Below are 13,756 nucleotides of genomic sequence, written 5' to 3'. Positions count from 1 at the left end.
GGCTTCTGGCGTTCCTACTTGCGCTTCTGGCACGACGTGGGCAATCTGACTGGGATGAAGGTCTGATTTGAGCGAGGAGCGGAAGTTCGGGAACGGGATAGCTCCATTGATGACTTTATGCTACGTGTTAAACCACAGGTAATGGAGTTGCTGCCGGAGAAAGTAGTATTCTTTAGACTGAGATCTTTTGAAAGGAACTGTAGTTGCTATAAAATTGAGGAACCAAATTTTTTAGCTTTTAAAAAATAAAATATTATCTCTTTTAGAAATTAGATAAGCAGGAGAAAAGCTATGATATCGGTAATAAAGGACCTATTTAGTAACCAAGTGGTTTCCGCAGTCATTCTTACTATCATTGGAGCGATTACAAAAAAGTATATTCAGTTTCATCGCAGAGACTTTTTTTCACGCTCACCCTCCGAGCAGATAAAAGCAGTCGAATGGCTTAGAACCTCTTCTGTACCCATCTCCGATCCGTTAGCAAAGGCGGAACAGCAGTTCCGCCTACAGTCGTTCGGACTGCATAGAGATTGGCATTTATCTTATAAAATCATATGCTTGAGTTCCGATTATGCACAGTCATTAATTCCGTCCTTGAAGGCAGTCTTGCGTTATCAGGGCATGTACACAATTACTAACGGGAATATATACCCTCATAAATTCCATAAGTGGATAATACCTTTTGTGTTAATATCGTTGCTATTATATATCGGTGCTGAGATATACAGAGGTTCTTCACAGAGTGATGGTATAGAGATTTTGAAATCTCTATACGTCGTTATTGTGGCTTTTATAGTATGGTGTTGGGTCGCTGCTTGTGCTCTGAGAGTATCAAGCATCAGTAAAAAGCTCAATGCCTATATCCCACCCGCAAACGATTTTAAATCCAAGACATACGATTTCAGTTCAATACTCAATAATAGATATCCCTAGCCTGGCTGATCTGCTTCCCGTAAATACTGATACCTGGCAGTAAGCGAGATCCGCTTCTGGCACGGCGCGAACTGTTAACTGAGCCAAAGGTCCGCCATGAGCGAGGAGCGGACATTTTTCTTCGTCCTCTACTTCGTCCATTCTTTATGCAGTAACGCATAGATGTATGTGTCGTCATACCTTGCCTTACCCTCCTCGTTTTCAAAGGAGACAAATTCTTTAAAACATCCTTCACGTCGCATAAGTAGTCGCTCGCATAGTTTTTGAGAGGAGTAATTATAATCTTCCACCCAGGCATACAAACGTCTGGCGCCTTTTACTTTAAATAAATAATCAAACAGTGCAGCAACTGACTCGCTTGCATATCCCTGATGTTCAAAACGTTGATTAAAATGCCAGCCTACTGACCAGGTATTGCTGTCTGGCTCGTTGCTATTGTCCGCAAAAAGATGTCCGATTAACGTATCGGTTTCATTTAGACAAACGGCAAACTGTGTTGGGTCAGAGGCTCGTTTAGCCACGTCGACCTCTGCCTCAGCGAGTGAATGTAACTTTTCATCCTTAAAGCAAGGAGTACGTGGTGAAGAGAGGTAATCGAAAAGAGCTGCCGCATCCTCTTCCTTAAAATGGCGAATGATTAATCTTTGAGTGGTAATGATGGTCATAATGTCCTTGATAATGTAATGCCAGCCAGTTCAGCAAGAAGTCTGCTTTAAACTGGCCGGAACACAGGGCAGAGATTAGCCGTTTCGGCTATTCCCCAGTCTGTATTTTCGCATGCCTGTAAATCGTGTGATCGTCACGAAAAATACCGGAACAAATAAAATGGCCAGTAGCGTTCCGCTAATCATCCCGCCGAATACACCGGTACCAATCGCATGCTGCGTGCTGGCGCTGGCTCCACTGGCAAGCATCAGCGGAACAACACCTAATGTGAAAGCCAGAGAAGTCATCAGAATTGGCCGTAAGCGTAGCTTTGCAGCCGTCAATGTCGCGTCAATAAGGCTCTTTCCTTCTTTCATCAATTGTCTCGCGAACTCGATAATCAGAATCGCATTCTTGGCGGAAAGTCCAATCAGGGTTATCAGACCCACTTTGAAAAAGACGTCATTCGTCATATTTGTAACGGATACGGCCAGCACAGCGCCGAGCAGCCCCAGAGGAACAACGAGCATGACCGCGAAGGGAATGGACCAGCTTTCGTAAAGAGCAGCCAGCACCATGAATACCACCAGTACCGAGAGCACAATAAGACCCGGAAGCTGTGATGCAGACTCTTTTTCCTGTAACGAACTTCCCGCCCACTCACCGGCGAACCCCGGTGGTAAGTGCTTAGCCAGATTGTCCATTGCCGCCATTGCGGTACCTGACGATTTTCCCTGTGCGGAACTCCCGGTTATGCGTATGGCAGGATATCCCTGATAGCGTATCAGTTGCTGCGGTGCAACATTCCACGAAAGCGTCACAAAAGTGGATAATGGAAGCATCTGCCCCAGACGGTTTTTAACAGACATAGCCAAAAGTTGTTCAGGCTGCATCCGGTATGGCGCATCCGCCTGGACGATAACCTGCTGAACCCGACCATTATTGGTATAGTCATTAACATAATTGGAACCTGCTGCAACGGAAATGGTTTGATTTATTTCATCAAACGAAACCCCCATGGCTTCCGCTTTTTCCCTGTCGACATGCAGGGAAAGACTTGTTCCCTCACCAAGTCCATCAATATAGACATCGGCAAGGTGAGGATTATGATTTGCCTGTACAATAAGCTCATCGGCCGCCTTTTTGAGTGCCTGATAGCCTTTCCCCCCTCTGTCCTGTAAATAATAAGTGAACCCGGATGAGGTTCCCATATCAGAAATAGCCGGAGGCAGCAGACTCATTGTTACGGCGTCCGGTACGTTTGCCATTTGGGACCGAATATGGTCAGCTTCTTCCTGTGCCGTGGTTCCTTTGCGTTGTCTCCAGTCCTTGAGGGTGGTGAATGCCATGGCCGAATTTTGGCCTGACCCTGAAAAACCAAATCCCAGAATCATAATGTTACTTTCTACCGCCTGCCGATGGGCGATCTCCTCTTCAAATGTATCGACGACCTTAAGCGTCCGCTGCATCGTGGCATCAGAAGGAAGCTGGATTGAGGACATAAAATAACCCTGATCTTCATCGGGTAAAAATGATGATGGTAAGGTGGACAGCCCGGCAAACAATGCCAAACATAATGCAGCGTAGATCATCATCATACGGCCAGTACGCTTCAGTACAAATCCCAGACCAGTGGCGTAAAACGAAGTCAGGCGATGAAAGTGAGCGTTAAACCACGCTGAAAATACGCTGCTTTTACCCTGATGAATACCATGTGGTTTGAGCAGGGTTGCACAAAGCGCAGGCGTTAACGTCAGCGCCAGGAATGCCGACAGTAAAATGGATATCGCCATCGAAATGCTGAACTGTCGATAAATAATACCCACAGAACCGCTGGCAAAGGCCATTGGTATAAACACCGCAGTGAGCACCAGCGTAATACCAATGATTGCCGGCGTAATTTCACGCATCGCTTCTCGCGTTGCATCCTGTGGAGACATTTTTTTGTCTTCCATCAGTCGTTCGACGTTCTCCACCACAACAATAGCATCGTCAACAATAATCCCGATGGCCAGTATCATTCCAAACATGGTTAAAATATTGATGGAATAACCGCTTAATAGCATTACGGTAAATGTGCCGAGCAGCGCCACGGGTGCCACAATCGCAGGAATAAGCGTACAGCGTATCTTGTGAAGGAAAAGCAGCATCACGAAAAAGACCAGAACCATGGCTTCAACAAATGTCTCAACTACCTTCAATATCGATAGCTTTACAAATGGAGCCGTATCGAAAGGCACGGTGAATGTCATTCCCTCGGGAAGCACACCGGACAGTTCTGTTAACCGCGCGCGGATACCCGACGCAGTACTAATCGCATTTGCACCAGGAGACAACTGAATGGCGGCTGCCGTTGCAGGCACGCCATTTTCACGGATGCCAAATGCGTAACTTTGCAACCCGGATTCCACGCGGGCAACGTCTGCCAGTGTCACCCGGGCGGCTGAGACCTGTGATTTAATCGTGATATTGCGAAATTCTTCAACCGAAGAGAGCTGCCCTTTTACCGTTATTGGATAGGTCACCTCTTGACTGCTCGTCGCGGGTTCATCTCCGGTTCTGCCCGGTGAAACAATCACGTTTTGTTGACTGATGGCGCTTAATACATCCGTAACAGAGAGCCCATAGCTGTGTAATTTCATCGGGTCCAGCCATATGCGGAGTGCCTTTTCTCCGCCAAAAAGCTGGACTTTACCTACACCAGGTACGCGACGGAGTTCATCAGTAACATTCCTTGCAAAATAATCGCTTAAGTCAGCTTCCTGATAGGCTCCGCTTGGCGATTTTAACCCCACCATCATTAAAAAACCGGAATTAGCTGCCTCAACATTTATCCCATTCTGTCTTACCGACTGCGGCAGGCGGGATTCTACAATTTTAATTTGGTTTTGCAGATCCATCTGGGCGAGTTTGATGTCGGTGCCGGGTTTGAAAGTTACCGTAATTGACGCCATCCCTGTCGTGTCACTGGAAGATTCAAAATAGAGTAAATTGTCAACACTCGCAATTTCACGCTCGATCAGAGACACGACGGATGTGTTCATCACTTCCGGGCTGGCTCCAGGGTAACTCACTGAAATGATAATACCGGGTGGCGCAACTTCAGGGTATTGCGCAACCGGTAAACGAGGTATGGACAACAGTCCCGTCAGAACAATAAACAGGGCAATAACCCATGCGAAGATGGGGCGCTCAATGAAAAAGTGCGGCATCAGGTGTACTTCCAGTCAACATACAAAGGGTAAAAGTTCAGCATGGTTTTCCTGATAAAGAGGTCTCATCGTCAGTCGAAACCCGTTTACCGATATCCCTGAGCTGGGAAAATTTCTCAAGAAGTTGTGGTGCGTCATCCAGGCTTGTTGCAAACATCCACATATAGGTCATGACGGAATAAATATGTCCGGCATTAATTCCGGATTCCATGCTCATCCTGATAATGGTCATGGAAAAGAGAGCAGAAACCAGAAGGCCTATTGATAAATATCCCCATGCCTCTCTGTCGGATAACACCACGCGCAGACGGGCAAGTGTGTCATAATGTCGCTTAAGAGCACCAAAAGACGCCTTATTAACATAATCGACCTCTTTCTCAAGGCGATTATTCAGCCGTCTGTAGAATGTCTCATTTTTGCTGGCATAGCTTGAGACAAAACACATCAGTATTGCCACGATGATCAAACAGGCTATACCTGTCCAGAATTCAATCCATAACAGCATAATTGCTGCGCCGAAAAGGGAAATGATCGAGGTGATCAATACGGGCAGGTGCAACTCGAAGAAATCTACAAATTCACGTGATAGAGTGACTCTCGCAGCAATAGTCGAGTGATTAAGTGAATATTTTCGCTGGGATAATACTACAGTCACAGCAAGACTTGCGTAGATACGTGCAAACGTTCGCGTATCGACACTACGTCTGGCGGCTCCCATGCACCACATGAACAGAACCATCAGGCCATAAAGGACCGCATGTGACGTCTGTCCGCCCAGGATGGCATTTATCGCCATGCCTGCCAGAACGGGGTAGAGCAGGAATGCAACGTTTTCAGCAATAACCAGCATGAAAGTAATACACAATTTCTTTCTGTGCCGCCAGGCAAGTCTCTTAAGTGAGATAGCAACCCCGGGGGCCATAGGTTTGTCGTTGCCTTTATAAATCATGATAAATTATATTAAACATCTGTGTGTAAAGGGTTCTGCAGTTGGTTTATTATGTCAGCTAAGTGAAACGAGACAGCAGAAAAGAGCAGTCATAAATCCATGTGCTAAGTGTAACGTGATGATGTCAATCGTGAATGGATGTTTTATGGAGGATATGTGTACTCACTCCTGAGGTTATGTATCATGTTGACATTGCATAATATCAAACCATTCTTATACATAAACATAAAGGTAGTCCGCAAAAGAAAACCATTAAAAAAAATTCATAATAAAAAACAAAATCATAGATATCTGGAAAAGTATTCAAAAGCAGATGCAATACAATGATGGTGTGTATAAAAAGTAAAATCAGACCGAATGTTATTACGATGAAATTTTTAAAAACTCCAGGTTTTTTCTGAATAATAAATGATAATGCTGTAATGATTATCAAAACACGAATCAGTAATGATGAGGGTAATGTGGATTCTACTTTTTCATTAATTGAATGCACAAGGTAAAGCCAGGTAGATAACAACCCATATGAAACGATGCAAAATAAAAGTGAGGCCATCAAATTCTCGCGCCGGAAAAAACATTTAGTCAACACCATAAAACTCCTAAGACAAAGTACATATTGCATGAAACACTTAACTTGGTTGTAGATTATCACTTAGCGATGTTGATTAATTATTTATAAAATGTGTAGTGAATATGGAGAGCATGGCTGGTAAAATTTAAGGATAATTTCCCGATGAACTTTTCCAAAAAATACCTGTCAAAACACATTAAATTGAAAATTAATGTTTGTAATTGAGTTAAAGAACTTTAAGCATGACGATAAAAGTGCTTTCAGGGTAAAATGCATGTTGTCATCAGCACTGTGGAAGAAAATATGAACAACAACAATCTGATTATCGTCGCAGAAGACGATGATGACATCGCTGCCATACTGACAGGCTATTTACGTAAGGCAGGTATGAAAACCTTAAGAGCCGAAGACGGTGAGCAGGCAATCAATCTTACCCGTCTGAACAAGCCTGATCTACTGCTATTGGACATCCACCTGCCCGTGTACGATGGCTGGAATGTTCTCACCACGTTAAGAAAGGAAACGAATGTACCGGTCATCATGGTGACAGCACTGGATCAAGACGTAGATAAACTGATGGGGCTACGACTCGGGGCTGACGATTATGTGATAAAACCCTTTAATCCATCTGAGGTTATTGCCCGGGTTGAAGCTGTGCTTCGCAGAACCAGACCGGTTGCAGAGTCTACACATTCACGGCCTTTAAGAACGCCTTTTTTAACGATTTATCCTGATGAGTTTTACGTTGAAATCACTGCACAAGGTGAGGTTTCCACGCCAGTATTAACCACCACTGAGTTTAAGCTTTTAACCTATCTGGCGAGAAACCCGAGAAAAGTCTGTTCACGTGAAGAGTTACTCGATGCGTGTTTACCTGAGGGAGACTCGCTGGATCGTACTGTAGACAGTCATATGAGTAAACTTCGGAAAAAACTTGAACATGCCGGATTGAAGGGCATTCCGGAAAGCATCCGAGGATTAGGCTACCGGTTGGGTGACAAAAAATGAACAAAGAAACGATTCTGAGCCGTCAGATTTTGACATATATGTTGTTGTTAACGTTTGTTATTATTGCCATTGCAATACTCGGTTCCTACTTATTTTATAGTTTCCTGATTTATTACCTGCCGGGTGGAATGAACGAAGGCAGTGAAGATGCTATGACATTCCTTGACTGGATGTGGATTCTGATGGCGTCCGTTACCAGTCTAGTCGTTGCACTTTTCTTTACCGTAAAGCTGTCTGCAAGAATATTCAACCCTCTGAATGACGTTGCATACAGCCTGAAACAAATCTCTCGGGGGAACCTTAGTGCCAGAGCATTTAACAGCAGTTCTAAGTTGGGAGAGATGAATAGGCTCGTCAATGACTTTAATGAGATGGCTGAAAAGTTACAGACGCTGGATGCGCAGCGAAATTTATGGAATGCTGCAATTGCTCATGAACTCCGGACGCCGGTGACTATCTTACGTGGGAGGCTTCAGGGACTGGTTGACGGCGTGTTCGAACCAGAACCGTCGTTATTCAGGAACCTTCTTAAACAAACTGAAGGTCTGACCAACTTAATTGAGGATCTCCGCGTCGTGAGTTCGTCAGGAGGCGCTGGGTACTCCTTGATGCTGAGTGAAGTCGATCTCAAGGCCACGATTTCAAATGCGCTTGATACCTTTTGGCCGGACTTTGATAAAAAGCATTTCAAAATTGTCACTGAGATTAACCATCAGTATTGCGTTTGCGATCCCTTACGCATTATTCAGTGCCTCACCGTTCTTTTTGACAATGCCTTAAAATATTCCACATCACAAACGCTGTTAATAAAGAATGGTATTGCAGGAAACGATAATTTTATTATCGTTCAGGACAAAGGACCTGGAATTCCTGAAGAACTCCAGAAGTCCTTATTCCAGCCTTTTCAGCGAGGAGAATACGCCAAAAATATTAATCCAGAGGGTTGTGGTTTAGGGTTGTCGGTAGTTAAAGCCATTATGTGCGCCCACGGCGGAGACGTTAGCTATAGTTTAACACCAGAAAATGGCTCACTTTTCAAACTCTCATGGCCTGTTTAAGGGCATGAATACACAGGCTCGATCGAACCTGTTTTAGCAAGAGACAGATCCCACATACTGCCGAGTTTTGCGTCCCAAATTGATGGGGTGATTTTAAGTTTTCCTCTTTTGGGGCTTAATGTTATTTCGCTGAAATAGATGTCATCTCCTTTTAGCATAAGATCGACGCGGCAGTAGTCTATTTCTTTTGCTAAGTCCTGGGCGGCAATAACGGATTTATGAAATGATTCGGGTTCATCAACCGGCAATGGCGTGTTTGGGTACTCCATCTGAAAGGGTTGTAAATTCCACGCTCTGTCATAAACGTTAATGAATTCGTTTCCATCGCTGTCAGTAAAGTCGGCCTCGATAAAACATGCCACACCGTGAAAGCAATGTATTCTTATCATTTCCGGAGTTATATTTCGGTGTTTACTGGAAAATAGATCCAGATACATTTCGCATAGGATCACGGGTGGTATGTTTTTATACTGCCATTCTCGGGTCGTATAATACATATTCTTTTTAAGAGATAGTTTTAATTTGCTTTTAACCTTAGCGGGATCAATATTCGTTTTATCCGTGCATATGACCGCGCTACCACTATCATGATTGCATTTCAAAACAAATTTTGAGGGAAGTTTGTCGAAATCAATATCATCAACTCTGTTATAAACACCTACTAAAGGAATAAGCTTAATTAAATTAGTCCGTTTCTCAACATACTGCCTGACCAGAAGTTTATCAGCAAGCAATGTATAAAATGGGTTGTGGATAAATAAAATGCGATGGCAAATTTTCTCATTAAGCGTTACAGGGTTGAGTAAATCCGGATATGTGCCAGATATTTCTCTTAACCTGTCTGCATGAAATGAAATGTCATTAGTCAAAATTGTTCTGCATTTTCTCAACAAATATTCAATGTATTTGATTTGATAGTTTATTTTGTTCATAACGCCTCCGGTTCAGAAAGGAAATTCTGACAGAGGTTTGTTGATTTATTTTTTGCAAATTATGGAGAGTATATGGACCGACTTGCTTCTTTATTAACAGAAATTAATCCGGACCATTGTCCGCGCCTTGCACGAATCGGAAAAGTTAACTGCACTGAAGATCCGCTCTGAACGAAGAGCGGATCTTCAGTGCAAAAGAACAGCAAGGCCCGCCTTTATTATTAATAATGCCTTATCTACAACTGCTGAGTTACCCAGCTACCATTTTCAGCGAAAAATACCGTCGCATCGGCTCCATTGACCAGGGATATTTGAGGAGGTATGTGGCCAATATCAACATCATAGAGTACGGGCACGGCAATATTCTCAAAAGCGGCTTTAAGGGCATCCAGATAATTATGTTTAGTCGGGTCGCTTACGTCGGGTGCAGCACTTCTGCCGATAAGAACACCATTTAAGTTATCAAACCAACCCTGTAATCGTAAGCTAAATAATGCGCGTGTTAATTCACAGGGAGCCATTTCCACATTTTCAAAATAGAGGATTATTCCTTGAGGGCTATTGCTCGCCTTGAACAAGGGCACATTCCCGAATGGTGTACCTGCTAACCTGGATATTATTTCGAGGCAGCCGTCGATCAGTTTCCCGCTAAATGTCAGAGAAGATGTAACACCATCAAGGCGTTTCCACTGTGTTTTTTGGGTCAGATTGAAACCTCCGTCTGACGCTGTTCCCCATTGATTTTCATCCGCTTGAAATGCTGTTGAAGAGTACTGTTTGATTACAGTTCCCCGATTCGATTCCAGAATTTCCCATACGGCCTGAGTGGTGGCATCTAACTTTTGAGCGCCAAGATCCATGAGGTTCGGCCCATGCAAAGTAGCCCAGCCCGATATCGTCGTCAGTGGGAAATGAAGTGTACTAAGATCTGAAAAGCCCACAAACCATTTTGGTTTAGACCGGGACAACAGATCAAAATCAATCAAATCAAGTAATTCCATCGCCAGATCACCGCCCCAAGGTGGCATAACAGCTTTTATATCTGGGTCAGTAAGATAAGACATTAATTCTTCAACGCGAGAAAATTTAGTGGCGCTTTTATTTTTGTGCTGCGAGCGTAAGCAGCGTCCTTCGCGGACCTGGTAACCTCTTTTCTTTAGGTTTTTTATGGCGAGTTCCAGTCTGGGATGCAGATGTTCAGGTACGCCAGAAGAGGGAGCGGTTACACCAATAACATCTCCTGGAGCCAGCCTGGGTGGAAAGAGGACACTCATGGATAAATCCTTTTCAGAACATATAGAATTCCATAATCCATAATTAAAGCCAGGATGTAAAATTAACAGGCGAACACTCCGCTTGTTTTTTCTATGAGCCTTTAAAAGGTCTGCTCATGGCACCCAAGGGACTTTACCGGCGTAGATGATGCGTCAGGCAACTAATCCTCAAAAGTGCTTACTGCTTATTCGCGGGACCGCCGGCTGATTTGGGTTGGATCATGACGACTACTCTTTTAGCTATTCCCGGTTTCCCCTTTTCAAAGCGCCATTTACTCATCATTTTCTCGATGATTTTATGTTCAAACTCCGGAGTCGTTGTCGATTCCAGTATCTTAACATTCTGAACTCTGCCATCTGAATCAACATCATACTGAATCCGCAGAGCATTCGGCAGGAGGTTTCCGTTCTTATCATGAGTGGTAATTGCTGCATTTGCAGAGGAAATGCTGCCTGAAGGTGTGCTGGCGCTGGCCGGTATACCGGCGCAGAGTGCCAGGAACAATGGCAGAATCAGGGTGAATAGTCTGATAGCTTGCATAAATCGTCCGAATTCCAAAATTAACCATGAATCTTCACGTTACCAACGGCGCGAGTGACAGGCTACCAGATGAAATGATCAGTGAATACCGCGTCTTCAGCGGCAATCCCTTTGACCTCCTTACCAGGCGCTTCGTACCACATCCATTCCCGGGGTCGTTTCGCTATCAGGACTAGTGGGAGCTGAGCGAGTGTATCAATGATTCCTTTGCCAGCTGTCAGCTACGCTGTCCGGCTCGTCAGGGAACATGACCGAGCTAACACCCTTAAGTGATGAGAGACGACCATGGAGTTCGTCCGTAAAGGTAAAATGCGTCGTGCCCGGATTATCAGAGATACACACTGATACAGACAGGTGCCGGGTAACGGCCTCGAAGCGTGAGAAGACTTCTTCGTCACGGAGTGACTGGTAGCTGACCGCCGGGAGTAACAGGACATTCGCGACAGCTGCTTGGGCATCATCAGCCAGATGCAGAATGGCGTAGATACGGACCGATCCCACACAGACCATAACCGGGATGTCCCCGGCATGCTGTTTTGCCAGAGTGGCTACGCGCTTGCGCTGCTCCCAGGTCAGATAGGCGTAGCGTGCGGTTGACCCCAGGATGCCCATAGAATCAACCCGAGCATCTGTACGGCGGGAAAGCATATGGCTGAACTCCTTTTCATCCACGCCGCTGGCGGCTATTGGGGTTAATGTAAACGCCGATAACCGCTAAACATACCTGTTTCTCCTGAAGGATATTACTGCTGTTGTTCTTCGATGAGAGCAACGTCAAACCACAGGCCGGGCATCATTTTTTCCAGGCCGTCGGTCAGCATCTTCCCGGCTTCGTGCAGTTTCTCCAGCGGCATCTGCGGCAGGCTTTCCAGAATGAACCACATTTGCTGAGCGTCCACGCCCAGACGGGTTCTGATCCCCTGTCGCCAGTTCCAGCGGCGGCAGGTCACGCCGGTGTCATCACACCAGATAACCTCTCCTTGTGAAGGATATTCAACGGCCGTTTCACCCTCTTTGACGGTATCAAAAGGCTCTGTTCCGTTTGCCACAGCCAGACGTGGTGAACCCTGATAGGCAGAGATATTCTCCCCACCAACCGGTACGGCGTAGCGGAGACTCACGGCGTTATAAAGATCAACGATGGGATCGAGCGCGGGCATCGTTCCGTCACGTAATACGCGCTTACGTAACGCATCAGCTGAGCAAGGGGTGCGTTTAGGTTTAGCACCAAACTTTTGAAAAACGTCGGCCCAGGCTGCCAGATGAGATCCCGCCCATTCCGGTTCGCCGGCCAGAACGGCTTCACAGGCTTCCCGCAGCGCGATTTCTCCAGCGTCGGGATGAAGCACTGGCGCAGCTTTTACGCAGATACTGAGTGCCCGAAAACCTGGGGCAATACGATAAATTTCAGGGGCAATTGACGGAGAGACGGTTAACACGTGATAATCCTTTAATGACTAATTTATTCCATGATAATGACCGATGACCAAAAAAGTCAATTTAATGACCGATGCAAATGCTATCGTCAACACGGTGAATGAAGCCGTATCTCAGCGAATTAAACAGTATCGTAAGCAAAAGAAAATCTCCCTCGATGAACTCTCCCGTCGAGCCGGCGTCAGCAAGGGAGCGCTGGTTGAGATAGAAGGATGCCGGGCCAATCCCAGCATTGCTCTGTTATGCCGCCTGGCTACCGCGATGGGGGTTTCGGTGGCTGATTTTGTGGATGTCAGTTCCAAACCGACTGTGCATCTCATTGCTGAAGATGAGATCCCAGAATTGTGGGAAGGTGAAAAAGGCGGGAGAGCAAGACTGCTCGCAGGGTCGGGTGGGCCTGATATGACCGAGCTCTGGATGTGGGAAATGCAGCCGGGGGAAAAGTTTGCTTCACCGGGCCACACGGAAGGAACGCTTGAACTGTTTTATGTTCAGTCGGGCATGCTCACATTGGGGGTAAAGGACCATTTGTATCGGGTAAAAACCGGCTGTTCGGCAACGGCCAGAACGGACGTTCCTCATTTCTACGAAAACCAGGGGGAGAGCCCGCTGGTATTTATCATGACAGTACATGAGAAAACATCCTGAGTGGTTGCCCGGTATGCCTGTAGGGCTTGTCTCATCAAAGCAAGTTTGCAAGGAGTCGTTTAGTGGATAATCAGCATCTGCGTTTTACCCAAGGCCAGTTTACTGTCACAACCGATCCCGCCTTTTTTCAGCAGGAAGCCATTCACGATTACCTCTCGCAATCGTCCTGGGCGCCTGGCATTGATGCTGAAACGGTCAGAATATCAATCCAGAACAGCCTTTGTTTTGCGCTTCTGGATGGAACAAGACAAATCGGCTTCGCCCGTCTGGTCACCGACTATGCCACTTTTGGTTATTTGTGCGACGTCTACGTGCTGAACGAGTATCAGAAAAGTGGTCTTGGTCGTTGGCTGATTGAATGCTGTCACGCCCATCCCGTGATGTCACGCCTGCGACGGATAATGCTGGTAACCTCTAGCGCGCCCTGGCTCTACCAGAAGCTGGGGTATAACCCATTGAACCAACCAGATTTTGTCTGGCAAATCAATCGACCCGATATTTATCGTAAACCCGGGCAAAAGTAAGACTATTTTTTGAGAGTAATGATA

The 13,756-nt window shown here is 45.7% G+C and carries 13 protein-coding genes and 1 pseudogene; 5 read left to right on the top strand and 9 right to left on the bottom strand.

Annotated elements, in window-relative coordinates:
* Nucleotides 1-291 precede the first annotated feature (291 nt).
* Nucleotides 292-933 (top strand): hypothetical protein, encoded by a 642-nt coding sequence (locus DTA24_RS28835; RefSeq protein WP_023322776.1) that lies wholly within the window; start codon nt 292-294, stop codon nt 931-933.
* Between the two features lie 128 nt (nt 934-1,061).
* Here DTA24_RS28835 and DTA24_RS12600 read toward each other — a convergent pair whose 3' ends face one another.
* The 4 genes from DTA24_RS12600 to DTA24_RS12580 all read right to left on the bottom strand — a co-directional run bounded on the left by DTA24_RS12600 (nt 1,062) and on the right by DTA24_RS12580 (nt 6,331).
* The gene (locus tag DTA24_RS12600) at nt 1,062-1,598 is read right to left on the bottom strand and encodes a GNAT family N-acetyltransferase (protein WP_004151178.1); all 537 of its coding nucleotides are present in this window, start codon (nt 1,596-1,598) and stop codon (nt 1,062-1,064) included.
* A 75-nt stretch (nt 1,599-1,673) separates the two neighbouring features.
* Entirely contained in the window at nt 1,674-4,790 is a 3,117-nt protein-coding gene (kexD, locus tag DTA24_RS12595) for a multidrug efflux RND transporter permease subunit KexD (RefSeq protein WP_110196701.1), read from the bottom strand.
* A 37-nt stretch (nt 4,791-4,827) separates the two neighbouring features.
* Nucleotides 4,828-5,712: an ABC transporter six-transmembrane domain-containing protein gene (locus tag DTA24_RS12590; RefSeq protein ID WP_110210776.1), complete on the bottom strand. Its 885-nt coding sequence runs from the start codon at nt 5,710-5,712 to the stop codon at nt 4,828-4,830.
* Between the two features lie 229 nt (nt 5,713-5,941).
* Nucleotides 5,942-6,331: a hypothetical protein gene (locus DTA24_RS12580; RefSeq protein ID WP_046620353.1), complete on the bottom strand. Its 390-nt coding sequence runs from the start codon at nt 6,329-6,331 to the stop codon at nt 5,942-5,944.
* Nucleotides 6,332-6,613: 282 nt separating this feature from the next.
* Here DTA24_RS12580 and DTA24_RS12575 point away from each other — a divergent pair, with 282 nt between their 5' ends.
* Both DTA24_RS12575 and ccrB read left to right on the top strand, forming a co-directional pair.
* On the top strand, nt 6,614-7,318 hold the full coding sequence (locus tag DTA24_RS12575; RefSeq protein WP_004151175.1) for a response regulator: 705 nt from the start codon (nt 6,614-6,616) through the stop codon (nt 7,316-7,318).
* Nucleotides 7,315-8,376, top strand: a complete 1,062-nt coding sequence (gene ccrB / locus DTA24_RS12570; RefSeq protein WP_123836852.1) for a HAMP domain-containing histidine kinase CrrB — start codon at nt 7,315-7,317, stop codon at nt 8,374-8,376. Before DTA24_RS12575 ends, ccrB begins: the two co-directional genes overlap by 4 nt.
* On the opposite strand, the gene DTA24_RS12565 is transcribed toward ccrB, so the two are convergent.
* The 5 genes and pseudogenes from DTA24_RS12565 to DTA24_RS12545 form a co-directional block, all read right to left on the bottom strand.
* Nucleotides 8,373-9,308 carry an ATP-grasp fold amidoligase family protein gene (locus tag DTA24_RS12565; RefSeq protein ID WP_004148636.1) on the bottom strand — a complete coding sequence of 312 codons (936 nt, stop codon included), beginning with the start codon at nt 9,306-9,308 and terminating at the stop codon, nt 8,373-8,375. The genes ccrB and DTA24_RS12565 overlap by 4 nt on opposite strands.
* Before the next feature lie 236 nt (nt 9,309-9,544).
* Complete coding sequence (locus DTA24_RS12560) at nt 9,545-10,582, bottom strand: S66 peptidase family protein (RefSeq protein ID WP_123836851.1); 1,038 nt, start codon at nt 10,580-10,582, stop codon at nt 9,545-9,547.
* A 178-nt stretch (nt 10,583-10,760) separates the two neighbouring features.
* Nucleotides 10,761-11,123, bottom strand: a complete 363-nt coding sequence (locus DTA24_RS12555; RefSeq protein WP_038422683.1) for a TonB family protein — start codon at nt 11,121-11,123, stop codon at nt 10,761-10,763.
* Between the two features lie 195 nt (nt 11,124-11,318).
* A pseudogene (locus tag DTA24_RS12550) lies at nt 11,319-11,819 on the bottom strand (dihydrodipicolinate synthase family protein); the annotation flags it as partial.
* 47 nt (nt 11,820-11,866) lie between these two features.
* Nucleotides 11,867-12,562 carry a B3/4 domain-containing protein gene (locus tag DTA24_RS12545; protein ID WP_012967971.1) on the bottom strand — a complete coding sequence of 232 codons (696 nt, stop codon included), beginning with the start codon at nt 12,560-12,562 and terminating at the stop codon, nt 11,867-11,869.
* Between the two features lie 43 nt (nt 12,563-12,605).
* Here DTA24_RS12545 and DTA24_RS12540 point away from each other — a divergent pair, with 43 nt between their 5' ends.
* Both DTA24_RS12540 and DTA24_RS12535 read left to right on the top strand, forming a co-directional pair.
* Entirely contained in the window at nt 12,606-13,208 is a 603-nt protein-coding gene (locus DTA24_RS12540) for a helix-turn-helix domain-containing protein (RefSeq protein WP_022066437.1), read from the top strand.
* A 62-nt stretch (nt 13,209-13,270) separates the two neighbouring features.
* The gene (locus DTA24_RS12535) at nt 13,271-13,732 is read left to right on the top strand and encodes a GNAT family N-acetyltransferase (protein WP_023322784.1); all 462 of its coding nucleotides are present in this window, start codon (nt 13,271-13,273) and stop codon (nt 13,730-13,732) included.
* Nucleotides 13,733-13,756 lie beyond the last annotated feature (24 nt).

The organism is Klebsiella sp. P1CD1 (genome assembly GCF_003790505.1).
Lineage (GTDB): Bacteria > Pseudomonadota > Gammaproteobacteria > Enterobacterales > Enterobacteriaceae > Klebsiella > Klebsiella variicola.
This window is presented reverse-complemented; position numbering and strand designations above follow the sequence as displayed.

Coding starts and splice junctions, on each gene's coding strand:
- kexD (WP_110196701.1), bottom strand. CDS start 4,790: ATGCCGCACTTTTTCATTGAGCGCCCCATCTTCGCATGGGTTATTGCC.
- DTA24_RS12560 (WP_123836851.1), bottom strand. CDS start 10,582: ATGAGTGTCCTCTTTCCACCCAGGCTGGCTCCAGGAGATGTTATTGGT.
- DTA24_RS12540 (WP_022066437.1), top strand. CDS start 12,606: ATGACCAAAAAAGTCAATTTAATGACCGATGCAAATGCTATCGTCAAC.
- DTA24_RS12580 (WP_046620353.1), bottom strand. CDS start 6,331: ATGGTGTTGACTAAATGTTTTTTCCGGCGCGAGAATTTGATGGCCTCA.
- DTA24_RS12565 (WP_004148636.1), bottom strand. CDS start 9,308: ATGAACAAAATAAACTATCAAATCAAATACATTGAATATTTGTTGAGA.
- DTA24_RS12590 (WP_110210776.1), bottom strand. CDS start 5,712: ATGGCCCCCGGGGTTGCTATCTCACTTAAGAGACTTGCCTGGCGGCAC.
- DTA24_RS12555 (WP_038422683.1), bottom strand. CDS start 11,123: ATGCAAGCTATCAGACTATTCACCCTGATTCTGCCATTGTTCCTGGCA.
- ccrB (WP_123836852.1), top strand. CDS start 7,315: ATGAACAAAGAAACGATTCTGAGCCGTCAGATTTTGACATATATGTTG.
- DTA24_RS28835 (WP_023322776.1), top strand. CDS start 292: ATGATATCGGTAATAAAGGACCTATTTAGTAACCAAGTGGTTTCCGCA.
- DTA24_RS12575 (WP_004151175.1), top strand. CDS start 6,614: ATGAACAACAACAATCTGATTATCGTCGCAGAAGACGATGATGACATC.
- DTA24_RS12600 (WP_004151178.1), bottom strand. CDS start 1,598: ATGACCATCATTACCACTCAAAGATTAATCATTCGCCATTTTAAGGAA.